We start from the raw sequence: 22,656 nt of genomic DNA, 5'->3' as shown, positions 1-22,656 counted from the left end.
GCAACAGCCTGGACTACGCGAGCTGGAAGGACCGCAAGGCGCTGGCAGCGGCCTTGAAGCCGATCTACACGGCACCCAGTGCGGAGGCGGCAGCGGCCGAGCTCGATGCCCTGGAGGCCGGCCCCTGGGGGAAGAGGTTCCCCACCGTCGTGGCGACCTGGCGCCGTGCCTGGGACCGCGTGATTCCCTTCTTCGCCTTCAGTCCGGCGGTGCGCCGCGTGATCTACACGACCAACGCCATCGAGAGCCTGCACAGCAGGCTGCGCAAGATCATCAAGACGCGCGGTCACTTCCCCAGTGACGATGCCGCCACTAAGCTGCTGTGGCTGGCGCTGCGCAACATCACGGCCGACTGGGGACGGGCAGCCAAAGAATGGAAGGAGGCCATGAACCAGTTCGCCATTGCCTACGGCGAACGCTTCACACGACCTGCCGCGTAATATGTGGCGCGGGTCCATCTGAATGGATGGACCCTACACGGAGCCTTGAACACAGAAATTCAGACAACCCCAGCAGGATCATCGTGAGTTTTCCCTGATCTGTCGGCCTGTGGAAAGGGTCTAGCATCCTAGCTGACTCCACGTGCCGACAACCAGGTTGCGCGATGCCGCGTGATCTCTGCCGACGCGTTCGAACCTTCTTATTACCAACAACGTCGTCGCCTTTCAGGAGCACCGAGCGCTAGACTGCTCCTCCCTCTTTTTGCAGGAGACGACAGCATGTCCCGATTGCTCGTGCGCAGCTTCGGCGTTTCGCTCGACGGTTTCGCCGCCGGCCCCGATCAGAGCTTGCAGAACCCGCTGGGCGTTCGCGGTCCCGAACTCATGAGCTGGTTCATGCCCACGCAGGTGTGGCAGCGGATGCAGAAGGGGAGCGAGGCCAAGGGCGAGACCGGTGTCGACAACGAGATCGCCGAACAGGGCTTTGCTTCGATGGGTGCCTGGATCCTCGGGCGCAACATGTTCGGGCCGGTGCGCGGTCCCTGGCCCGACGAGAACTGGAAGGGCTGGTGGGGCGACGAGCCGCCGTACCACGTGCCGGTCTTCGTGTTGACCCACCACGCGCGCGCGCCGCTGACGATGCAAGGCGGCACCACCTTCCACTTCGTGACCGGTGGCATCCACGAGGCGCTGGCACTGGCGCGCGATGCGGCGGGCGGGCGCGATGTGCGCGTGGGCGGCGGCGTTGCCACCGTGCGCGAATACCTGAAGGCCGGATTGCTCGACGAATTGCATCTGGCCGTGCGGCCGGTGCTGCTGGGCCATGGCGAGGCGCTGTTCGAAGGGCTGGATCTGCCGGCGCTGGGCTACAGCTGCGAGCGGCAGGTGGCGGGGGAGCGGGCTACGCACATGTTTTTGCGGCGCAAGGCGGCTTGAGGCGATCGAACGCGAACGCGGGTCGTTTCTGCTCTGCCTGCTTGCAATCCATGAACCTTGGCGAACCCGGCGTCGAGCAAGGCAACACTTCTGTGTCGACGTCCTCACCACTACCGACAGGCCGCATACAGGAGGCAGTCGCGTGGCTCGGCGCCGATGTTCGGATGAACCGTGAAGCGGGCGAGCCGGCCTTCCAGCAGGAAGCCACCTTTCTCCAGCACCCGCGCCGACGCGCGGTTGTCGACATCGCAGGTCGCCTCGACACGGAATATCTCTGGCAGTCCTAGCGCCTCTGCCGTCAAGGCACGAACGGCTTCCGGCATCAGGCCCTGGCCCCATTGATTGCGTGCAAGCACGTAGCCGATGTTCACGATGTGCCCCTTGGTACGCGCCTCGAGCATGCCCACGAGCTCACCGCTTGTCTTCAGGGTGATGACGTAGGGACGGGCTGAACCTGTGTGCCAATGAGCGACGCATGCAGCGACGAAATCGCGCGTTGCATCCTCGGATACGTGGGGACGCCACACCATGTACCGTGCGACTTCCGCATCCTGCGTGTACGAGGCATACATCGCCGATGCATCGGAAAGCTGGGGAGCGCGGAGTTCGAGGCGCGCGGTCTGGATGCGGTCGGGAAGCGCGGGAGGAGTCGGGGTCATCGGTCATGCTCGCTGGGAGAACGGCAAATGGGTCATTCGACCGCTTGAAACGGTGGAAACGCAAACCGTTTTTCGTGATCGTGGTAGTGGTTCCACATGAAGGCCTCGAAATCAACGTTGCAAAGATGAATGTCCGAGGCATCGAAGTCGTGCTCGTGGTTTCTCGCAAAGAGTTCTGGCGTTGCGTAGAGCGCGTCGGTGTAAGAAGCATCGGCCCACACGATCTCGTACGTTCTGCTCCCGGGCGTGAGATGCATGAGATAGAAATGGCAGTACTGCTGGTCGGATATGAATGGGATCAGATAGCCATGGGTCGTCGGACACCTGACGGGTTGCCGGCGAAGATCGAAGAAGCCGCCGTTCACGCTCCTGAATTTCTTCCAGAGGCTGGGAGAATCCATGAAGAAGAGGAAGCCCTGGGGCAACTCGAGTTGAAGTGCGGAACAGGATGCGCGAAGTGACTGCAGGTCAGCCGCCAATGTCTCTTCCTGTTCTGCTCCCATGTGATGCGCGTGAGTGGCGCTCTCTGCCAGCCAGAAGTAAGGCGGTCCCTTGGGCAGCGGGGGATGATCCGTTGGCCACATGTCGAGCTTGAATGGGCTCCCGGCCATCTTCCGGAAATGGTGCGCTTCGTCGGGATCCGCGCGCCTGGCATCGAGCTCTGCGCTCAGTATGGCCTGTGCTTCTTCCGCGAGGTCGTCGAGCTCGAAGCTCAGCAGCTCCTCGGTGGCCAGTTGCGCATAGTGCTTTCTCAAATGGGCGGTGTCTGCCACATGTCCTCCAATCGTCGAGCAAGACCCGCGTGATATCGGTGAACGCAAGGTCTGCAATGGGCCGCATTGTGCCGGCACCGCGAACGACAGGCCGTGAGAGCCAGCAGCCCCGCGGGCTGCCGTCGATACCGTGATGGCCGATTCGCACTCGCGAGCCGCGCATCACATCCGTTGGGCGCTCGTCACACAACACCCCCGACAATCCGCCAACCCCTCACCACCCAGACTCGGAACCATGCGCCTCCCGCCCAAGTCGCTCCGTCCTCTCCTGCTGGCGGCCCTGCTGCTTTGCGCCCCGGCCCTTGCACCGCTTCCCGCGTTCGCACAGGCACAACAGGCCGCCGTTCCCGCCGCCCCGAAGCCCGGCACCCCCGTGCCCGCAGGCTCGCCGCTGCAAGCCGGCCCGGTCCACGCGCAGTTCGCGATCTACTACGCGCCGCGACCCAAGGCCGATCCCATGGCCACGCTGCGCAGCCGGCTCGCCAAGCTCGGCGACGCCCCCAGGCTGCTGGCATCGTTGCCGAAGCCTTCCGAGGTCTCCACTCCCGTGCTGTTCGCGAACTGGAACACCACGACCGTGCAGCAGACCTATCGTGCACCCGAGATGGAGATGCTGCAGCGCTTCGGCCATGGCATCACGCGTGAGCAGGCCGAGGCACTGCAGGGCAGCAGCCAGGCGCTGATCATCGATTTCGCGCATCCCTCGAAGCTGGCGCTGTCGGCCATGCGCAAGGCGCTCGAACTCACGCTGCAGGTGGCGCGCGACACCAATGGCTTCGTCTGGGACGAGGAGACGCGCGAGCTGTTCACGCCCGACGAATGGCAGAAGCGGCGCGTCGACTCCTGGGCCGGTGGCATTCCCGACATCGCCTCGCAGATCGTGATCCACGCCTACCAGGCCGACAACAAGCTCGCGCGCGCCATCACGCTCGGCATGGGCAAGTTCGGCCTGCCCGACGTGGTGGTGAGCCAGTTCTCGTGGTCGATGAACGGGCCGATGGGAACGCTGGTCAACGGCTTCGCGCAGGCGATGGTGGAGGGCGCGCAGATCGCGCGGCCCGGCCAGTTCGACCTGGACCTGCGCACGCTCAAGCAGGGCGGCCTGCGCGACCCGAAGGACAAGGAGGCCAAGGGCACCACGCCCGCCAGGCTGTCGCTGGTGGCGGGCACCTGGGAGAGCGGCGATCCGCGCAACCGCCTCTACGAGATCGGCTTCGACCGTTACCCGGGCCCCGACCGCTCGGCGCAGCAGGTGGCCCTGCTCAAGAGCACCTTCGGCGCCGCCGACGATTCGGTGTCGCGCATCAAGCACAACGAGGAGATCCTCGCGGCCGGCAAGCTCGCCCGGGCGCAACTGCCCGCGCTGCGCGACGCGTTCGCGAAGGGCCTCGCGCCAGGCGAATACATCCTCGTGAAGGCGCCCTTCATCACCCGCAGCGGCGGCAACGAGTGGATGTGGGTCGAGGTCACGGGTTGGAAGGGCGACGCGATCGACGGCATGCTGAAGAACGAACCGGTGGAAGTGGCCGACCTGCACGCGGGGCAGATGGTGGAGGTGTCGCAGGCGAAGGTGTTCGACTACATGCGTCGCTATGCGGACGGGCGGGAGGAGGGGAACGAGACGGGGAAGGTGATTCAGCGTGGGGTGGCGGGGAAGCGGTGAGCGCGCAGGCCGAGCAGGGGAATGCCGTGATGGAGACTCGCGCGCCATGATCATCAAGGCTCTGTTCGGTGCGTTGATCGCGTTGGCGGCGTGCATGGCCCAGTCTCAGCCGGCGCGCTACTACGAGTACGTGCTGTACCTGCGCGCAGCGGCACCTTCCGATTCGGAGGCCCGTGCCCGCGCGGTGCTTTTGTCCCGGCGACCCCTGCTGCATCGAGCGAGCGATCCCGCGGGGGTGCGAGCCTGGGAAGGCAAGGGGCTCATTCCTGTCGCGGTCGAGCCGCGCAGCTTCAAGGGCAAGCCGGTCGATCGGGCGAATATTTCGGAAACCGGCGAGCCGTTGCGTGAGGTCCTCGGCGTGGCGGCGTCACGGCCGGTGTCCGCGCTGGCTGTGATGGTGGGCATACCGCAGGCGGCGAGTGTTCCAGCCTATGTCGAGGCTTCGAGGTTCGCCGCAGATATCGCAGCGGCAGTGGATGCGCCGGCCTTTCTCGACGGCGAGACGGGTGGCGTGCTGCAAGCGGTCTCCTTGAGCGACCGGCTGCGACTGGGGCGATCGGCAGATGGCGCCCTCGTTTCTGCGTCCAATCCGCCGCGTCTCGAGACCATCGATGCCTTCACTTTCGAGGCGCTGCACGGTACCGGATGGCGTACGAGGGGATTTCGCAAGCTGGGTGTGCCAGATGTCGCCGTGGTCGACTGGATGCCTGGAAAGCTGCTGCCTTTCTGGGAGATCGAGGCAGTGGGGAATCTGCTGGTCAGCGGCAAGATTTCTGCGGCGCCCGGCTCGGAGTTCACTGTGCGAACCGACGATCCTGAAGTCGCGGCGACGCTGTCGGGCTTTCGAAAAGGTGCCTCGGCATTCTTGAGATTCGCGCCGGCACCCATGTCCAGTGCTTCCTTGTTGCAGCTCGAGTTTCCCGGCCAATCAGGCATGCATCTCTACGAGCGCCAGATGTTCTTCATCGACGCGCTGCTGCCTTCGAATTACCTGGCGCTCGGCGCTGGGCCGGCGCGAGAGCTTTCGATGGCGGTGGCACGCGTGAAGAGTCGGCTGACTGATCTTCGAGGCCACTACGCTTCGCTCAAGGCCCAAGGCACACGGGTGTTCATCGGCGTGGACATGGCGGCAGCTGTCAAGAACTCGACATTGCCGCAGCGCCAGGCCAAGTGGGCGCTCTGGCACGAAGTATCGGCGTGGACACCGGACGGCCGCGTGATCGCGCGCCGATGGGATGGCGACCCGCGTACCGGCGGTTCGCGCGCTCGTTTCAACCCTCCGATCAAGATCGGCAGCATCGAGCACAGTGATATCGAGAGCGATATTCCTGAAGAAGCGATCGAGGACGTCTTGCTGATCGATCGAGGGGGCCGGACCAGCGGCGGCGAGGCCACCGATCTCGCGACGCGAAATCGCCGCTGATGCGCAGGCCGCTAGCGACCTGATACGGCGGCCTCGCGAACACACCGGCTCATGAGTGCGTCGCGACGGCCATCAGCCAACAAGGGCCGCATCATGTCTTCGACCCGCTTGTCGAAGCCGGGCGCCGCCATCGTGTCCTTGACGTCTTCGGGGGCCAGCTTGCCGAGCGAGTTGCCGAGGTTGCGCTCATGAAGCTCGGCGTTCGCAGGATCGATCTGCGTGCAGGCTCGCTGAATTGCAACGGCCGATAAGACGGGCAATTCGTCCAGGAACTGGAGCGGCTTGGCGAAGCAATTCGATGCGGCAAGCAACAGGACGAAGACTGGTAGCGTGCGTCGCATGGGCGTGACTGCGGGTAGATCGTGTGAAGGCGAACGGAGGACTCGGGAATTCTATGCAGCCTGCAATGACATCGCGTGGATGGACATTCGAGATGTCTCCGTGGAACCGGGCCAAGTACACCCAGATGTGATGACGGAGCCCTTGCAGTGATGAAGCGGCGCGCGTCGCGAGCCCGGCCCTACACCCGCCCCGCCTTGAACGCCTGCAACCGCTCCCGCCGCTCCGCATCGAACGACCCACTTAGCCGCGCCGACAGTTCCTCCCGCCGCATCTCCTTCCCGCACGACTGACAGGCCGGCCCCAGCCCCGGGTCCTGCCCGCAAGGGATGTGGGTATAGCGAATCGCGACCTCCTCGTGTTCGCCCTTGCACCATGTCTCGCCCCAGGCACGCAGTGCGAGGAACACCGGGTGGAACGAGATGCCCATCGGCGTGAGGTGATATTCGTGCCGCGGCGGGCGCTCGCTGTAGAGGCGGCGCTCGATCAGTCCTTCGGCCTCCAGCTTCTTGAGACGGCTCGCCACCATCTGCGGCGTGGCCTGGGTCTGCACCTGGATCTCTTCGAAGCGGCGATTGCCGAGGAACAGCTCGCGCAGCACGAGCACGGTCCAGCGGTCGCCGACGATGACCTGCGCGCGCGCGATCGGGCACAGGGTCGAATGCGCATGCGTCGCCTCGTGCTCGGCGGACGCGGGTGGGGACGATTTTTGGATCATTGCCGGCATCATACCGCTTGTTACTATGAAAATCATAGGTATAGTCGCCACCGTTCGCGAGGCGACTTGAAAACCGCCTCGCGCACCGCGGAGTCGATAGGACTTCCGCGAATGCAATCGACCCCATCGAAAGGCTTCTCATGTCTGAACCTGTCAAGTTGGATCTCGCCGCCATCGCCGATCGCTACGCCTCGGCCTGGCTCTCCCACGACCCCGAGGCGATCGTGGCGCTGCATGCGCCGGACTCGACCTTCCAGGCGCACGGCCGCGGCACGGCGGTGCGGGGCAACGACGCGTTGCTGAAGGAGTTCGGCGAAGTCTTCGAGCGCTATCCGGGCTTCGGCGTGGAAACGCGCCGCCTGTTGCTCGGTGACCGGCACTGGACGCTCGACTGGACGCTGACCTTCCAGCCGCCGGGCAAGGAGCGCCGTGGCTTCCATGCGCTGGATGTGGTCGAGGTCGATGGCGACGGGCTCGTCACGCGCAAGGACACCTTCTTCGACTACGCGGAAATCAAGGCCGCCCTGAGCTGACCCCATGAGCGCCATCCTCCACAAGCAGCCACTCTTCGAGCAGCCGCTGTTCGAAGCGCTGCCGATCCGCCATCTGTGCGACCTGCAGGTCGATCTCGAAACGCCGATCGTCGTGCCCACGCCGCGCGGCACGCTGGTGCCCTACATCGGCAAGGGCGGCCGGCTCGAAGGGCCGAAGCTCAGCGGCCAGTTCCTGCCGGGCAGCGTCGACTGGGTCGTGATCGGCGCGGACGGTATCAGCCGGCTCGACATCCGCGGCGCCTTGCGCACCGACGACGGCGCGCTCATCTACTTCGAGAGCAAGGGCATCGCCAGGCTGCCGCCCGACGGCAGGGCGCGGCTGGCCAAGGGCGAGCGGCTCGCTTTCGGCGAGACCTACCTGCGTACCACGCCCAAGCTCGAGACCTCGGACGAGCGCTACACCTGGGTCAACGACCTGGTGCTCGTGGGCTACAACGAGCTGTCGGCAGGGCGGATCGACTTCCGCATCTATCAGCTGCTTTGATGCCGTGCGGCCCCGCGCGAGCCATCGCACGGGGCCTTCGGCGTAGGCGCGCTACTTGCCGTCCGCAGTACCGAGATGGGGTCGAAGCTCCTTGACCCTGGCATCGAGGTTGGCCGGCGTGACCTGCCAGCGCCGAGGATCCTCGTACTCTAAATCCGCGCGGACCCGCCGCGTCTGCCGGTTGAATTGAAAAAGCATCTTGATGAAGCCCTTGTCGCCTTTCCTGCCCTTGTGCAGCAGCCAGTCACGATAGGCCTTCACCTCGCGCTCGATCGGGTCCTCGAGAAAGGCGGCCGCATGGGCCTGGCCCTGGGCGTCGTAGACGTAGCCGTAGCTGCCGTTGACATCGCCATCGGCATCGAGAGAGAAGATCGCGGAGACCTCGACCCAATCGACCCCTTGCGGCTCGCCGCTGTTCACGATCTCGCGGGCGATCGCGCCCATCAGTTCCATGTTCTGCGAGACAGGCTGGGCGGGCGCCGGCGCGACCATGCCGGCCACGGCGATTGCCGCGGTGAGGAGTTTGGAGAAGGGGAGTTTCATGCGTCGGTGTTCGTTGGATGGTGCGGTCAGGCGCTGTGGGGAGGCCGTGTTTCATGCTGGGGCAACGAATCGGTGATCTCGAACCACGGCGCCTTCGACCCCACGTACACATGACACAGCGGCCGCACGCCCGGATCGCCATCGAGCACGCCGAGCGCGACACCCAACACGGCCGGCTTCGCATCGAGCTTGCTGATCAGGCTCGAGCCGCACACCGAGCAGAAACCGCGGTGGTCTCCCGGCGACGATTCATAGAACCGGACCAGTTCCTCACCCCTGAGCCAGCGGAAGTCCTTCGCCAGGATCTTGCCGCGCGCGCGAAAGGCGGTGCCATGCGCCTTCTGGCACATCGAGCAGTGGCAGTACAGCGGGTCCTTGATCGTGCCGTCGATCTCGAACGCGACACCTTGGCAGAGGCAGCTTCCTTTCAGCATCGGTCACTTCCTTTGAACGCGTGTTTGGAGGTGGCGGTTAGTATGCGTCAAGGCGCGTCCGTGGGGCACGGACCTTGCAGCGCGGGCCGTCCCTCTGTCGTTCGGTTCAGTAGAGGGAGGCCGCGTTTGCCCTGAGCGCGAAGGTCGCGCTCCACGCCGTGGACCGCGAGGCGTATCGTCACGCAGCGCTGATAGAGTCGCGCGCCGCATCGGCATGCGGCAACCGTCATGCTTCGCTCGGAGCGCCGGCACGGCAATGATGGCGATGAAGTTTTTCTTGCGCATTCAAGACCATGACAGCCTTCTCGATACTCGGCCGGGCGTTCTGCGCTGCGTTGCTCGTCTTCACTGCGTCGGCCCATGGCCTGTCGCCGGCCCAGTCCAGCGAAGAACTGAAGATCGGCTACCCACCCCAAGGCATTGCTCTCGAGGAAGACCAGCGTGCGCGAGTCGTCGCAGCACTCCTGAAGACCCGAGCTTGGCCTCAGACCAGGTTGGTTGTCATGGTCATGGCCGGCTCGTCCTTCTCCGAAGGCAAAAGCACCCAGCGCCGCAATCTCGCCGTGGCGAGAGCAGGGTATCTGGTCGAACTCCTGAAGACGCATGGTGTCGCCGAGACCGAAATCCATGTGGCGGCGGTCGCGAACAATCGCATGGAGTATCTCCCAAAGGGGCCTGTTCACCCCGTTGCGGATGAGCCGGAGAAGGGTGCCTCCACGTCGCTGTATTTCATGGGCTATCCGGAAAGACCGTGATAGTCAGGCCGGCAAGAGCCATTTGAAAGACGGCTGTGGCATTGCGCGAGATCGCCGTATCGACTTGAGGACACGGCCGATTCGTTGCAAAGCTGGAGCCGGGGGGCTCACCGCTCCTCTGTACGGCATGGTGCCGCCGCCAACATGCGCGCGGCGCGCAAGAACGCCACTGGACCGACCCAGCTGGGATTCCAGTCGTCCCCCACCGGCACCTGCCGCTTGTGCGCGATGACCAGCTCGCGTTTCGGAACGACCAGGATGTACTGGCCGTGCACGCCCCACGCCATGTAGGCGCCGTGCAGCGGCGAGTCGGGTGGCTCCTCGAGCAGCCACCACAGGTAGCCATAGCCGAAGCCGCGTCGTGCCGTGTGCGGCGGATGCATCTGGGTGGACGGCGTGGTTTCGTGCGTGATCTGCCCGATCCAGTCGGCCGGCACCAGCTGCTGCCCACGCCAGTTGCCCTGACGCAGCATCAGGTAGCCCAGGCGCGCCATGTCGCGCGTGGACAGGTAGAACGGATAGGCGAGGTGCCGGGACCGCCTCGCATTGCCGGTGCGGGCATGGCGGGCGAGATCGAAGTCCTCGAGTTGCAGCGGCGTTGCCAGGTCTTGCGAGAAGGCCTCGTAGATGCTCTTGCCGGTGAGGCGCTCGAACACGGTGCCGGCGGCGTTGAAGTCCCAGTTGTTGTAGAGGAAGTAGCTGCCGGGCGCTTGCGACCCGCGCGGAGGCGCGGCGGCCGAGTCGTCTCCGCCATTGGCGGCCGGATGGTAGACACCCGAACGCGCGGCAAGCAGGTCGCGCAGTCTCGCTTGCCTTTCGATGGGCAGCAGGCCGCCGATGTCATCGATGCCCAGCTCGGCCAGCGTGCGGTCGAGGTCGATGGTGCCGTTGGCGACGTACTTGCCGTACATCATCGACAGCACGCTCTTGCGCACCGAGAACACGATGCTCACGGCCTGGACCGGACCTTCGCTGAACAGCACGCGGCCGTCCTGCACGGCCATGAGGGCGGTCGTGTCGAGCGTGCGGACGTAGGCGCGGGTGGCGTCGAGGCTGCGGCGGCAGGCGCTGGTTGCTGCGGGTTCGGGGGCGGTGGCCCAGGAGGCTTCGGGGAAGGTTGGCGATGCAGCGGGTGGTGCGGTCGTGCAGGCGCTGGCGAGCAGCAGGGCAAGGCCGCATGCGCACCAAGAGGGCAATCGGCGTTTGGTGTCGCTATCGGACTGCATGCGATTCGAGTCTACCGAGGTGCATGATCGTCCTCATCCGGATGGAACAAGACGATCCGGACGCTTGGTCTCTTGGAGACGAATTGCCTCTTGTCCTGGCTTCCCGCTTGCCACCTCAATCGATGAACATGACGGGCCTTCCCTCGCTGCCGCTGGAACTTCTGGAGCACGTGCTTCCCGGCGCGAAGCTCCTGCCGGACTCGATCCTGCAAGCCGCGGATCGCCTCGGGATCGCCTACGAGTTCGTCATGGTCACGGATTGGCCTGATCTCGACGCACCGGATGCCAAGCTCCAACTCTTCGATCTGGTGTTTGGGGGGAAGTCTTTCCCCGAGGGGGAAGTTGTCGTCGTGACCGATGAGAGCTTTCGCAGCGGGCAATCGATTCAATGCCAGGGAGGTGAACTGCGTCGAACGGTGGATTGCTCATCGCAGTTCCTTTTCGACGGAGACGTCATTTTTCTCTGGCGTGAGATCGCCGCTCTGAGCGTCTTCCATCATGAGGGTGGATTTGCGCACATCGGGTGGTGAGGTGGCTTGCCTCCTTCGGCAAGGATGGGTTGGCCGGGTGAATTCCGTCCCGGCATGCGGCAGTCTCCGCCGCCTGGTCGAGGTGGATTCCTAGAAAGCGGATGGTGCCCGCCTACAAGCCCGCGTGGCGCGCGTAACTAGAACGGCTGAAGAAAAGAAGGACCTTCAGCCATGACCCTCGAACAAACCATCGACAAGTTCAAGCAGGTCGACGCCGCCCGCGCCGACTATCCCGGCGAGCATCTGATCGTGCTCGGCGCCGGCGTGTTGCTGCTGCTGGCAGCCGGCCGCAGCCGCTCGTTCCTCACGCGCATCGTCGCCGGGGCGGCCGGTGGTGCGCTGATCGGCCGGGCCGCGAGCGGCACGGGTGGCATCGCGAAGCTGGCGGGCGCATTGCAGTCCGGAGGTCTGGCATGGCCGCGCCGCTGACGGAATCGCTGCGCGCCGTTCGCGCGCCCAGGTACTGGGCCGTGGGACTGGGCGTCGCCTTGCTCGCGGTGTTCCTGTTCTACCTCGCGCTCAGCAGCCTGGTGCGCGAAAGCGCCGGGCGTGCGCCGCGCTTGCCGCCGTCGATCATGCCGGAGCAGGTGAAGGCGCCCAGGTCGATCATCGACAACAACAACCCGGTCGAATCGGTCCGCGCATCCGTCGTGCCACCGATCGCCAGAATGGACACCGCGATGGCCAGCGCCGAAGCGACCGTGAAGAAGGCGGCCCCGGCCTTCATCGAGGTCCAGAAGTGCGTCATGCCCGAAGGCGATGCGGTCTACTCCGATGCACCGTGCCCGCCCGATGCCCAGGCCAGCACGCTGCGCCTGCCGAGTCAGCCGAACGCCGCGGCACGTCTCTGAGCAACAGCGCGGCCGAGGCTCAGGCCGTGGCGGGCGCGGTTTCGCGTTCGATCGGCAGCCACAGCGTGAAGCGCGTGCCTTCGCTGCCCGACTGCCATCCCACCGTTCCGCCGATCGCCCGCGCGCGCTGCTGCTGATTGCGCAGCCCGCGCCCGCCGCGCTGCAGCGCCTCGGCCACGTCGAAGCCCGGCCCGTTGTCCTCGATCGTCACGCACACGAGCTCGTCGGTGGCCGCGGTGCTCACGCGCAGGGTGGTGGCGCGCGTGTGGCGCATCACGTTGGCGATGCACTCCTGCATGATGCGCAGGATGTGCAGCGCGCTGCCCGGGTCGAGCCAAGGCAGGGGCGGCACGGGCTGCACCTCCCAGCGCAGTGCGATGCCGGCGCCCTCGATGCGCGGCGCGAGCCGGAAGCGCAGGGTCGCGAGCAGCAGCAGCAGGTCGGGGTCGACGATCTCCATGGAATCGATGGCGAGTTTGAGGTCGTCCATGCAGGCCTTGAGCATGTCGGCGATCCCGGCGTCGCTCATGCTGCCTTGCTCCACCGAGCGGATGGCGCCGATCAGCGAGGAGCCGAGGCCGTCGTGCATGTCCTGCATGAGGCGGCGGCGCTCGGCGTTGAGCATCTGCTCGTTCTCCACCACGCGCAGCCGCTCGTAGCTCTGCTTGAGCTCGTCCTCGCGCTCGCTCAGCCGGTGCGCCAGGCCCTTGTTGAGCCGCGCCACCTCGGCGAAGGCGCCGGTGTAGCGCAGGTACATGATGTACGAGAAGACGAAGAACAGGCCGATGATGGCGTAGGGCGAGGTGTAGACGCTCTCGGGGCCCAGGATGTTGTTCTGCAGCAGGGCGTCGTAGCCGGTGAACGCGACGGCGATCATGGTCCAGGCCGCGACCAGCCGGCCCTCGGGCAACTGCACGCGGTAGGCCTTGCGCAGGTTCATCGAGAAGATCAGCACGGCCACGGGCAGCACGGCGAGGTTGAGCAGCGGGGTGAACAGGTAGAGGCTGACGATCGATCGCGAAACATGGGGCAGGGTCGCGAGGTTGCAGGCCAGCACGAGACCGACCGACAGCCGCGTGAGCCAGGGCGAGGGTTGCCGGTGCAATCGCTCGAGGAACAGGTGGACGAACAGGATCAGCCACAGCAGGCTGGCCACGGTCATCCACTCGAACCAGTCGTCCGACATGGGGATGTAGCTGCCGCCCACGTAGTAGTGGAGCATGCGCAGGAAGGCCGCCGCCGAGATGGCGAAGAACAGCAGGTAGAGCGGCTCGCGCCGCTTGCCCAGCCACACGGCGAAGGCGAAGGCGCCGACCGCGAGGAAGGCGGCGCTGCCCATGAACGGCAGCTGCACCTGCAGCAGATGGCGCGCCTGGTAGCGCCAGGACAGGTCTTCCTCGTGGCCCACCCACACGGTCGAGACGCCGCTGCCGCTGTTGCGCAGCCGGTCGACGCGGATCAGCACCGACGCGGGCGTGGGTGCCTGGGCCGCGGGATTGAGCGGCAGCAGCAACGGATGGTTGTAGCCGTTGTGGATCGGGCTGCCGTGCGACTGGTAGATGAGCACGCCGTCGCCGTACACGGCGATGTGGCCCAGGGTCTTCCAGCGCGGCAGGTAGAGCAGGCGCGGCTGCGCCGAGGGCGGCAGCCTGCCGAGGTCGAGGCGGTACCAGTCGGTGACGGTGCGCATGCCACTGGAAGCGGTGGGCACGAGCTCGCGGTCGGCGGTGTAGGGCAGGCCCACCGGTTTCCAGCCGCCGCGCGGCAGTTCGGCATCGACCGACAGCAGCGGCGGGGCCGTGAAGCCGGAGCCGGGCACCGACTGCAGCTCGGCTTCGGTGATGTGGATGGGCTGGTCGCCGGGCAGCACGGGCGCCGCGACGGAGGCGCGCGCACAGCACAGCAGCAGCACGATCAGCGGCAGCGCGCGCCAGAAGGCCGCGATCCTCCGACCGGCTCGCCCGCCGTCGTTGTTGCCCTGTCTCATCGAACGCTTGCGCCTTGGAACTCGCTGTCGGCTCGCGGCGTGCGCCGGTCGGGCGCCGGCCGCTTGCAGCGAGGGGCGCACCCGTGGGCCGCCGGTTTCTCCCCGATCGAACGGCCGCGCGCACTGGCAGCCGGTTCGTTGTCCCGTCTTCGCGGGTCGACGGCAATTATCGGCGCGCTATCGCCTCCGCGGCCCTTGCCCTCACATAGAACGCGGGCCAAAGGTGTGCGCGCGCCACATTGGAATCGGAGCCGACCGTGCCGAGACTCGTGGATGGTCGTCGGTCCCTGGGACCGGCGGCCATCACCACTGGAAAAAACAGGAGACTTCATGACGATTCGCCCTCTGCGCGCCGGTGCCGCCTGCGCCGTTCTCGCCCTGCTGCAACTCACGGCCTGCGGCGGCGGTGGAGGCGGCGGTGCCGGCTTCGTGGCCTTGCCCCCGCCCACGACGAGCAACCCGCCGCCCGACACGCCGCCCGCGCAGTCCCCGGTGCTGCGCACCACGGCCTACGGACCCGTGCAGGGCAACGACGACTCCGCGACCAACGGCACCTACAGCTGGAAGGGCGTGCCCTTCGCCAAGCCGCCGGTCGGCGCGCTGCGCTGGAAGGCGCCGGTGGATCCCGAACCGTGGACCGCGACGAAGACCACGCAGAAGCTCGGCAACGCCTGCGCGCAGACGGGCCGGCTCTACGGCCCGGGCCAGAACAACCGCTACGACGAGACCATCGGCAGCTCGATCGGCAAGACCACGGGCTCGGAAGACTGCCTGTACCTCAACATCTGGACGCCCTCGACCGCGGCCGCGACCGACAAGCTGCCGGTCATCGTGTTCGTCTACGGCGGCAGCAACATCACCGGCTACACCGGCGATCCGGTCTACGACGGCGCGGCGCTCGCGAAGGCGGCCAACGCGGTGGTGGTGTCGATCAACTACCGGCTCGGCATCCTCGGCTTCCTGGCCTCGCCGCAGCTCAAGGCCGGCGTGGATGCGAACGACGACTCGGGCAACTACGCGATCCTCGACCTGATCAAGGGCATGAAGTTCGTCAACGCGAACATCGCGCGCTTCGGCGGCGACGCGGGCAACGTGACGCTGATGGGCCAGTCGGCCGGCGCGGTCAACATCTATGCGCTGATGGTCTCGCCGCTGGTGGTCAACACCAAGCCCGCGCTGTTCCAGCGCCTGGTGCCGCTGAGCGGCGGTGTCGCCACCGCGACCACGGTGCCGAACCAGAACAACGCGCTGCTGGCGGCGCTGCTGGTGGCCGACGGCACGGTGAAGGACACGGCGGCGGCCACCGCCTACATCGCGTCGCAGAGCAATGCCGACCTCGCGGCCTACCTGCGCTCGAAGAGCGCCGACACGCTGCTGCAGACCGTGCTCAACAAGCTGGCGCCGCAGGGGCTGTCGGCGTCGAATCCGCTCAACGACGGCGTGGTGGTGCCGACCAACCCGATCGCGGCGATCAACGCGGGCGAGTTCCTCAAGGTGCCGGTGCTGGCCGGCTACACGCGCGACGAGACCAAGCTGTTCCCGCAGAACCTCGCGACCTCGCCCGCCTTCGGCGGCATCAGCGGCCGGCTGCTCGACGACCCGACGGTGTTCTCGATGGCCTACAACTACGATCCGAACGCGGCGCCGGCGACCTCGCTCGAGCAGTGGATCCCGGGCCAGTACCTGCCGGTGACGACGCCGGTGACCGGCTTCAACGCGCGCACCGACCTCTACAACCAGTACTTCTTCATCGCGCTGCGCAAGCAGATCTTTCCGGTGCTCGCGGCGCAGAAGGTGCCGCTGTGGTGGTACCAGTTCAACTGGGACAAGTCGCCGGCGCCGTTCAATGACATCTTCGGCGCGGCCCACACCTTCGACCTGCCGTTCGTGTTCGGCAATTTCGGGCCGTCGCTCTATTCGAAGTTCGCCAATTCGAAGGCCAACGAGCCGGGGCGACTGCAGCTGTCGGACGCGATGATGAAGAGCCTGGCGGCGTTCGCGCGCGGCGGCGATCCGAACAACGCGGCGCTGGGCGTGAACTGGCCGCAGTATCCGGCGATGCTGAACTTCGATGCCTCGCTGACGGCGAAGGCGATCACGGTGCAGCAGTAGACGCGCCCAACCCAACCCGTTCGGGCTGAGCTCGTCGAAGCCTCGCGCAAGGCTTCGACAGGCTCAGCCCGAACGGCTTTTCCTCGGCCTCACAGGATCGGCATGCTCGCTTCCTTCAGCACCCGCAGCACGAAGTGCGACTTGCTGTGCCGGATGCCGGGGATCTTGTAGAGCTTCTCGCGCAGCAGCCGCTCGTAGTCGCGCGTGTCGCGCACCGCGATCCGGATGTAGTAGTCGTAGTCGCCCGAGACCAGGTAGGCCTCCTGGATCTCGGGGATGGTCGCGAGGGTGCGGCCGAAGTCGTAGAGCGTCTCGTCGGTGTGGCTCTCGAGCGTGACCTGCACGATCACCGAGTCCTGGTAGCCGAGCTTGGCCGGATCGATGTCGACCGTGTAGCGCTTGATCACGCCTTGCGCCTCGAGCTTCTTGATACGCGTCCAGCAGCTGGTGGGCGAGAGGCCGACCTCGGCGCTGATGTCCTGCAGGGTCTTGCGCGAATCGAGCAGCAGAACCCGGAGGATCGCCATGTCGATCTTGTCGAAAAGTCCTTCGTCATCTTGCGAAGATTTGCGATTGATTTTCATGTTTGAGGCCTGAATATCCAAAAATCAGAAGCAAATTCTGCCTCAAACCCGGAAGAATTGACGGCATGAGACTGCTCGACCTCCCCAACGACCTCGCCCTGACGCTGGATGCCGAAAATCTTTCGGACATCGGCGCGGCCACCGACCTGCCCCTCGATGCCGCGCTCGCCATCGACACCGCGCCGCGCGTGCGCAACGGCGCCGAGGCGCTGCTCGACACGCTGGTGGCCTGCGGCGTCGACACCATCTTCGGCTACCCGGGCGGCGCCGCGCTGCCGCTGTACGACGCGCTGCACGGCGAGCCGCGGCTGCGCCACGTGCTGGTGCGCCACGAGCAGGCGGCCGTGCACGCGGCCGAGGGCTATGCGCGCACCACCGGCCGCGTGGGCGTGGTGCTGGTCACCTCGGGTCCGGGCGTGGGCAACACCATCTCGGGCCTGCTCGACGCGATCAGCGATTCGGTGCCGCTCTTGTGCATCAGCGGCCAGGTGTCGACCGCGGTGATCGGCACGCAGGCCTTCCAGGAAAGCGATGCGCTGGGCATGTCGCGCCCGGTGACCAAGTGGAACCACCAGGTGCGCACGCCCGACGAGGTGCCGACGATGGTGCGGCGCGCGCTCGAGATCGCGGCCGCGGGCCGGCCGGGCCCGGTGCTGCTCGACGTGCCGAAGGACGTGCAGCTCGCGCTGCCGGGGCAGGGCGCGCCGGTGCCCGTGCCGCGGCCGCTGCGCACGCACCGCTCGCCGGTGCCGCCGCGCGCCTGCATGCAGCGCGCGGCCGACCTGATCTCGACCGCGCGCCGGCCGGTGCTCTATGGCGGCGGCGGTCTCATCAATGCCGGCCCCGCGGCCTGCGAGGCCTTCACGCAGCTGGTGCGGCGGCTGCATGCGCCGTGCACGCTCACGCTGATGGGGCTGGGCGCGTTCCCGGCCTCGGACCCGGCCTTCCTCGGCATGCTCGGCATGCACGGCACGCTCGAGGCCAACCTCGCGATGCACGAGGCCGACCTCGTGGTCTGCGTGGGCGCGCGCTTCGACGACCGCGTGACCGGCAAGCTCGACCGCTTCTGCCCGCATGCACGCAAGATCCACATCGACATCGACCCGAGCAGCATCAACAAGGTGGTGCAGGTCGACGTGCCGATGGTGGGCGACTGCGCGGCAGTGCTCGAGGCGCTGCTCGCGCTGCTGCCCGAGCGCTTCGAGGCCGCGCGGCTCGCGCCCTGGTGGCAGCGCATCGAAGGCTGGCGCGCCGAGGACTGCCTGGGCTTCGCGCCGCGCGCCGACGCGATCCTGCCGCAACGGCTCATGGCCTCGCTGCAGCAGGCGATCGGCGACACGGGGCGCGACACCATCGTCTCGACCGACGTGGGCCAGCACCAGATGTGGGCCGCGCAGTACCTGCGCTTCGACCGGCCGCGCCGCTGGCTCACCTCGGGCGGCGCCGGCACCATGGGCTACGGCCTGCCGGCCGCGATCGGCGCGCAGGTGGCGCATCCCGAGGCGCTGGCCGTGTGCGTGAGCGGCGACGCCTCGGTGCTGATGAACATCCAGGAGCTGTCGACCGCGGTGCAGCATCGCGCGGCGGTCAAGCTGGTGCTGTGCAACAACGGCTACATGGGCATGGTGCGCCAGTGGCAGGAGCTCAACCACGGCAACCGCCTGAGCCACAGCTGGAACGAGGCGCTGCCCGATTTCGTGGCGCTGGCCAAGGCCTTCGGCTGGGGCGCGCGGCGCGTGAGCGATCCGGCCGAGCTGCCCGCGGCGGTGGCCGAATGCCTGGCGAGCGAGGGGCCGTTCTTCCTCGACGTGCAGGTGGCGGCGCAGGAGAACTGCTTTCCGATGATGCCGGCCGGCGCGGCGCACAACGAGGTGATGCTGGCCAAGGACCGCTGGTACCAGCCGAAGGAGGCCTGAGCCCACGATCCTCCGCGCTGCGCTATCTTCTCCAGCGCGCGCCGCTTACCCGCGGCGCGTGTTCCGCCCGCAGGCCGCTTACCGGTGGCCGAACGGGCATCTCTCGCGACTCTTACCGGAGCCTTCTTTCATGTCCCACGATCTCGCCAGCGTCTCGCTGGACGACAAGTACACCTCCACGTCCGGCCGCGTCTACCTGAGCGGCATCCAGGCACTGGTGCGCCTCATGCTCGTGCAGCGATGGCGCGACCAGGCCAACGGCCTTAACACCGCCGGCTTCGTCTCCGGCTATCGCGGCTCGCCGCTCGGCGGGCTCGACGAGGCGCTGTGGAAGGCGCAGCCGCACCTCGATGCCAACCACGTCAAGTTCCTGCCCGGCGTGAACGAGGAACTGGCGGCCACCGCCGTCTGGGGCACGCAGCAGGTGCACCTGACAGGCGAGAGCGCGGTCGATGGCGTGTTCGCCATGTGGTACGGCAAGGCGCCCGGCGTGGACCGCTGCGGCGACGTCTTCAAGCACATGAGCCACGCGGGCACCTCGCCCCATGGCGGCGTGCTGCTGGTGGCGGGCGACGACCATGGCGCCTATTCCTCGACCCTGCCGAACCAGAGCGACCACCTGTTCGCGGCCTCGATGATCCCGATGCTCTATCCGCAGAGCGTGGAGGAGTACATCGAGCTGGGCCTGCACGGCTTCGCGATGTCGCGCTTCGCGGGGCTGCCCGTGGGCTTCAAGGCGCTGGCCGACACGGTGGAATCGTCGGGCTCGATCCCGGCCGACGCGCAGAACGTGCGCACCCTGCTGCCCGAGGACTTCGTGGCGCCCGCGGGCGGCATGCATGCGCGGCTGTCGACCGACACGCTGGGCGTGCAGGCACGCAAGCAGGAGGCGCTGATGCAGGACGCGAAGATCTACGCGGCCATCGCCTATGCGCGCGCCAACCGGCTCAACCGCGTGACCATCGACGCGCCCTCGGCGCGGCTGGGCATCGTGGCCTCGGGCAAGTCGTACCGCGATGCGCTGGAAGCGCTCGAGGAACTGGGCATCGACGCGGCCGAGGCGGCGCGCATCGGCATCCGCGTGTTCAAGGTGGCGATGCCCTGGCCGCTGGAGCCCGACTCGATCCGCGAGTTCGCCGACGGGCTCGACGAGATCCTGGTGATCGAGGAGAAGCGCCAGATCGTCGAGTACCAGCTCAAGGAGCATCTCTACAACTGGCGCGAGGACGTGCGCCCGCGCGTGATCGGCAAGTTCGACGAGCGCGGCGAATGGGGCGCGCATCCGCGCGGCCAGTGGCTGCTGCCGGCCACGGCCGACTTCTCGGTGGCGCAGATCGCGCGCGTGATCGCCGCGCGGGTGGCGCGCTTCCACACCAGCGACATGATCCGCACGCGGCTGGCGATCCTCGACGCCAAGGACGTGGTGCTCGGCAAGGCCGTGGCCACGCCGGCGCGGCCGGCCTGGTACTGCTCGGGCTGCCCGCACAACACCTCGACCAAGGTGCCCGAGGGCAGCCTGGCGCTGGCCGGCATCGGCTGCCACGTGATGGCGACCGCGATCTATCCCGAGCACAACCGCACGACGACCCACATGGGCGGCGAGGGCGCGCCCTGGCTCGGCCAGGCCTGGTTCTCGAAGCGCAACCACGTGTTCGCCAACCTCGGCGACGGCACCTACTACCACTCGGGCTCGATGGCGATCCGCGCCGCCGTGGCCGCGGGCGTGAACATCACCTACAAGATCCTCTACAACGACGCGGTGGCGATGACCGGCGGCCAGCCCGTCGACGGGCCCGTGAGCGTGCCGCGCATCGCGCACCAGGTGGCGGCCGAGGGCGTGCGCCGCATCGCGCTGGTGGCCGAGGATCCGACGCGCTGGCGCGACCGCTCGCCGCTGCCGGCCGATGGCGGCGGCTTCGTCCTCACCGTCCACCACCGCGACGAGATGGACGCGGTGCAGCGCACGCTGCGCGACTACGAGGGCGTGTCGGTGCTGATCTACGACCAGGTCTGCGCGGCCGAGAAGCGCCGGCGCCGCAAGAAGGGCGAGTTCCCGCAGGCCTCGCACCGCGTGTACATCAACGAGGCCGTGTGCGAGGGCTGCGGGGACTGCGGCGAGCAGTCGAACTGCACCTCGCTGCTGCCGCAGCCCACGCCCCATGGCCTGAAGCGCCGCGTGGACCAGAGCGCGTGCAATGCCGACTACTCGTGCGTCAAGGGCTTCTGCCCGAGCTTCGTGAGCGTGGAAGGCGTGAAGCCGCGGCGCATCAAGCCGGTGGCCGCGCGCGGCGCCGAGGCCGACGCGGCGCTGCCCGAGCCGCCTGTGCATGCGATCGAGGGCATGCACAACATCCTGATCACCGGCATCGGCGGCACCGGCGTCATCACCATCGGCGCGCTGATCGGCATGGCCGCGCACCTCGAGGGCCAGGCCGCGAGCGTGCTCGACATGACGGGCATGTCGCAGAAGAACGGCTCGGTGACCTCGCACGTGCGGCTGGCGCGCGACGCGGCGCAGCTCAAGGCGCAGCGCATTCCCACCGGCGAGGCCGACCTGGTGCTGGGTTGCGACATGCTGACCGCGGGCGCGCCCGACGCCATCGCCAAGATGCGCCCGGGCCGCAGCTATGCGCTGGTGAACACCTTCGAACAGCCGACCGGCCATTTCGCGCAGGACCCCGACTGGACCTTCCCGGCCGGCCAGGTGCGCGCGCTGATCGAGGAATCGGTGGCCGGCAAGGCCGACTTCATCGACGCCACGGGCCTCGCGACCCGGCTCATGGGCGACGCCATCGCGGCCAACCTGTTCCTTTTGGGCTTCGCGTTCCAGAAGGGCTATGTGCCGCTGAGTTCGGCCGCGCTGCTGCGCGCGATCGAGATCAACGGCGTGGCCGTGAAGGCCAACCAGCAGGCCTTCCACTGGGGCCGGCGCGCCGCGCTCGACCTCGCGGCCGTGGCGCGCGAGGCCTCGCCCGCGCAGCCGGTGGCGCTGCAGCTGCCGCAGGGGCTCGATGCCTTGCTCGCGGACCGCACGGCCTTCCTCACGGCCTACCAGGACGCGGCCTATGCGCGGCGCTTCTCGGACTTCGTGGCGCGGGTGCGTGCCGTGGAGCAGGCCCGCGGCCGCGGCGACCGCTTCACGCGCGCGGTGGCGGCCAACCTGTTCAAGCTGATGGCCTACAAGGACGAGTACGAGGTCGCGCGCCTGTACACCGATGGCGCCTTCATGAAGAAGCTGCAGCAGGAATTCGAGGGCACGCCGAAGCTGCGCTTCCACCTCGCGCCGCCGATCCTCGGCCAGCGCGATGCGCAGGGCCGGCCGGTCAAGCGCGCCTTCGGGCCGTGGATGCTGCAGGGCTTCCGCGTGCTGGCCGCGCTGCGCCGGCTGCGCGGCACGGCCTTCGATCCCTTCGGCCGCACCGAGGAACGCCGCACGGAGCGCCGCCTGATCGAGGAGTACCGCGCGGGCATCGAGGACATCCTCGCGCGCTGGGACGAGGTCGATGCCGACACGGCGCTGGCGCTCGCGAAGCTGCCCGAGCAGATCCGCGGCTACGGCCATGTGAAGGAGGCGAGCATCGCTGCCGCGCAGGTGCGCCGCGATGCGCTGCGCGCGCGGCTCGTGGCGCCGCGCGCGGAGGCGAGCGCGGTGGCGCGCGAGGCGGTGCCGGCCTGAGGAGGAAGGGCGAAGGCGATTCCGGAATCACCTGTTTTGGACAGGGTGATCCG

22 protein-coding genes are annotated in these 22,656 nt (G+C 67.3%); 13 read left to right on the top strand and 9 right to left on the bottom strand.

Features of this window, described 5'->3' with window-relative positions; translation table 11 throughout:
* Window positions 1-440 (top strand): transposase (locus AC07RV_RS20700; protein ID WP_493196339.1); only part of this gene is annotated, 440 nt, incomplete at its 5' end.
* A gap of 279 nt (window positions 441-719) precedes the next feature.
* Window positions 720-1,376, top strand: a complete 657-nt coding sequence (locus AC07RV_RS20695) for a dihydrofolate reductase family protein (RefSeq protein ID WP_296788923.1) — start codon at window positions 720-722, stop codon at window positions 1,374-1,376.
* A gap of 110 nt (window positions 1,377-1,486) precedes the next feature.
* Here AC07RV_RS20695 and AC07RV_RS20690 read toward each other — a convergent pair whose 3' ends face one another.
* Window positions 1,487-2,035, bottom strand: coding sequence for a GNAT family N-acetyltransferase (locus AC07RV_RS20690; RefSeq protein WP_296788925.1), 549 nt, complete (start codon window positions 2,033-2,035; stop codon window positions 1,487-1,489).
* A gap of 32 nt (window positions 2,036-2,067) precedes the next feature.
* Entirely contained in the window at window positions 2,068-2,808 is a 741-nt protein-coding gene (locus tag AC07RV_RS20685) for a hypothetical protein (RefSeq protein WP_296788927.1), read from the bottom strand.
* A gap of 373 nt (window positions 2,809-3,181) precedes the next feature.
* Here AC07RV_RS20685 and AC07RV_RS20680 point away from each other — a divergent pair, with 373 nt between their 5' ends.
* Window positions 3,182-4,471 (top strand): DUF2314 domain-containing protein, encoded by a 1,290-nt coding sequence (locus tag AC07RV_RS20680; protein ID WP_296788929.1) that lies wholly within the window; start codon window positions 3,182-3,184, stop codon window positions 4,469-4,471.
* Window positions 4,472-4,517: 46 nt separating this feature from the next.
* Window positions 4,518-5,894, top strand: coding sequence for a hypothetical protein (locus tag AC07RV_RS20675; protein WP_296788931.1), 1,377 nt, complete (start codon window positions 4,518-4,520; stop codon window positions 5,892-5,894).
* An 11-nt stretch (window positions 5,895-5,905) separates the two neighbouring features.
* Here AC07RV_RS20675 and AC07RV_RS20670 read toward each other — a convergent pair whose 3' ends face one another.
* Window positions 5,906-6,235, bottom strand: coding sequence for a hypothetical protein (locus tag AC07RV_RS20670; RefSeq protein WP_296788933.1), 330 nt, complete (start codon window positions 6,233-6,235; stop codon window positions 5,906-5,908).
* 179 nt (window positions 6,236-6,414) lie between these two features.
* Complete coding sequence (locus AC07RV_RS20665; RefSeq protein ID WP_296788935.1) at window positions 6,415-6,960, bottom strand: winged helix-turn-helix transcriptional regulator; 546 nt, start codon at window positions 6,958-6,960, stop codon at window positions 6,415-6,417.
* 131 nt (window positions 6,961-7,091) lie between these two features.
* Between AC07RV_RS20665 and AC07RV_RS20660 the strand changes: the two genes are divergently transcribed.
* Window positions 7,092-7,484, top strand: coding sequence for a nuclear transport factor 2 family protein (locus tag AC07RV_RS20660; RefSeq protein ID WP_208514045.1), 393 nt, complete (start codon window positions 7,092-7,094; stop codon window positions 7,482-7,484).
* A gap of 4 nt (window positions 7,485-7,488) precedes the next feature.
* The gene (locus AC07RV_RS20655) at window positions 7,489-7,989 is read left to right on the top strand and encodes a DUF3237 domain-containing protein (RefSeq protein ID WP_296788937.1); all 501 of its coding nucleotides are present in this window, start codon (window positions 7,489-7,491) and stop codon (window positions 7,987-7,989) included.
* 51 nt (window positions 7,990-8,040) lie between these two features.
* Here the strand turns inward: AC07RV_RS20655 and AC07RV_RS20650 are convergent, their stop codons facing one another.
* Window positions 8,041-8,532, bottom strand: a complete 492-nt coding sequence (locus AC07RV_RS20650; RefSeq protein WP_296788939.1) for a hypothetical protein — start codon at window positions 8,530-8,532, stop codon at window positions 8,041-8,043.
* A 26-nt stretch (window positions 8,533-8,558) separates the two neighbouring features.
* A complete protein-coding gene (locus tag AC07RV_RS20645) occupies window positions 8,559-8,966 on the bottom strand; it encodes a GFA family protein (RefSeq protein ID WP_296788941.1) in 408 nt (135 codons plus the stop codon).
* A 293-nt stretch (window positions 8,967-9,259) separates the two neighbouring features.
* Between AC07RV_RS20645 and AC07RV_RS20640 the strand changes: the two genes are divergently transcribed.
* Entirely contained in the window at window positions 9,260-9,721 is a 462-nt protein-coding gene (locus tag AC07RV_RS20640; protein WP_296788942.1) for a hypothetical protein, read from the top strand.
* 107 nt (window positions 9,722-9,828) lie between these two features.
* Here the strand turns inward: AC07RV_RS20640 and AC07RV_RS20635 are convergent, their stop codons facing one another.
* Window positions 9,829-10,947 carry a serine hydrolase domain-containing protein gene (locus AC07RV_RS20635; protein ID WP_296788944.1) on the bottom strand — a complete coding sequence of 373 codons (1,119 nt, stop codon included), beginning with the start codon at window positions 10,945-10,947 and terminating at the stop codon, window positions 9,829-9,831.
* Between the two features lie 23 nt (window positions 10,948-10,970).
* Between AC07RV_RS20635 and AC07RV_RS20630 the strand changes: the two genes are divergently transcribed.
* The 3 genes from AC07RV_RS20630 (at window position 10,971) to AC07RV_RS20620 (ending at window position 12,328) form a co-directional block, all read left to right on the top strand.
* A complete protein-coding gene (locus AC07RV_RS20630; RefSeq protein ID WP_296788946.1) occupies window positions 10,971-11,477 on the top strand; it encodes a hypothetical protein in 507 nt (168 codons plus the stop codon).
* A 171-nt stretch (window positions 11,478-11,648) separates the two neighbouring features.
* Complete coding sequence (locus tag AC07RV_RS20625) at window positions 11,649-11,906, top strand: hypothetical protein (protein WP_057595408.1); 258 nt, start codon at window positions 11,649-11,651, stop codon at window positions 11,904-11,906.
* Window positions 11,891-12,328, top strand: coding sequence for a hypothetical protein (locus tag AC07RV_RS20620; protein ID WP_296788948.1), 438 nt, complete (start codon window positions 11,891-11,893; stop codon window positions 12,326-12,328). Before AC07RV_RS20625 ends, AC07RV_RS20620 begins: the two co-directional genes overlap by 16 nt.
* A 19-nt stretch (window positions 12,329-12,347) precedes the next feature.
* On the opposite strand, the gene AC07RV_RS20615 is transcribed toward AC07RV_RS20620, so the two are convergent.
* On the bottom strand, window positions 12,348-14,315 hold the full coding sequence (locus AC07RV_RS20615) for a sensor histidine kinase (protein WP_296788950.1): 1,968 nt from the start codon (window positions 14,313-14,315) through the stop codon (window positions 12,348-12,350).
* Window positions 14,316-14,645: 330 nt separating this feature from the next.
* Between AC07RV_RS20615 and AC07RV_RS20610 the strand changes: the two genes are divergently transcribed.
* Window positions 14,646-16,427 carry a carboxylesterase/lipase family protein gene (locus AC07RV_RS20610; RefSeq protein ID WP_296788952.1) on the top strand — a complete coding sequence of 594 codons (1,782 nt, stop codon included), beginning with the start codon at window positions 14,646-14,648 and terminating at the stop codon, window positions 16,425-16,427.
* A gap of 89 nt (window positions 16,428-16,516) precedes the next feature.
* Here the strand turns inward: AC07RV_RS20610 and AC07RV_RS20605 are convergent, their stop codons facing one another.
* Window positions 16,517-16,954 (bottom strand): Lrp/AsnC family transcriptional regulator, encoded by a 438-nt coding sequence (locus AC07RV_RS20605; protein ID WP_057595424.1) that lies wholly within the window; start codon window positions 16,952-16,954, stop codon window positions 16,517-16,519.
* A gap of 122 nt (window positions 16,955-17,076) precedes the next feature.
* Here AC07RV_RS20605 and ilvB point away from each other — a divergent pair, with 122 nt between their 5' ends.
* Together ilvB and AC07RV_RS20595 are read left to right on the top strand one after the other, a co-directional pair.
* A complete protein-coding gene (ilvB, locus tag AC07RV_RS20600; RefSeq protein WP_296788956.1) occupies window positions 17,077-18,927 on the top strand; it encodes a biosynthetic-type acetolactate synthase large subunit in 1,851 nt (616 codons plus the stop codon).
* Between the two features lie 130 nt (window positions 18,928-19,057).
* Entirely contained in the window at window positions 19,058-22,603 is a 3,546-nt protein-coding gene (locus AC07RV_RS20595) for an indolepyruvate ferredoxin oxidoreductase family protein (RefSeq protein WP_296788958.1), read from the top strand.
* The last annotated feature ends 53 nt before the right edge of the window (window positions 22,604-22,656 follow it).

The sequence above is a fragment of the Variovorax sp. GW821-FHT09B01 genome (assembly GCF_059418345.1).
The sequence above is the reverse complement of the archived record's forward strand: the minus strand, read 5'-3'. Positions and strand labels throughout refer to the sequence as shown.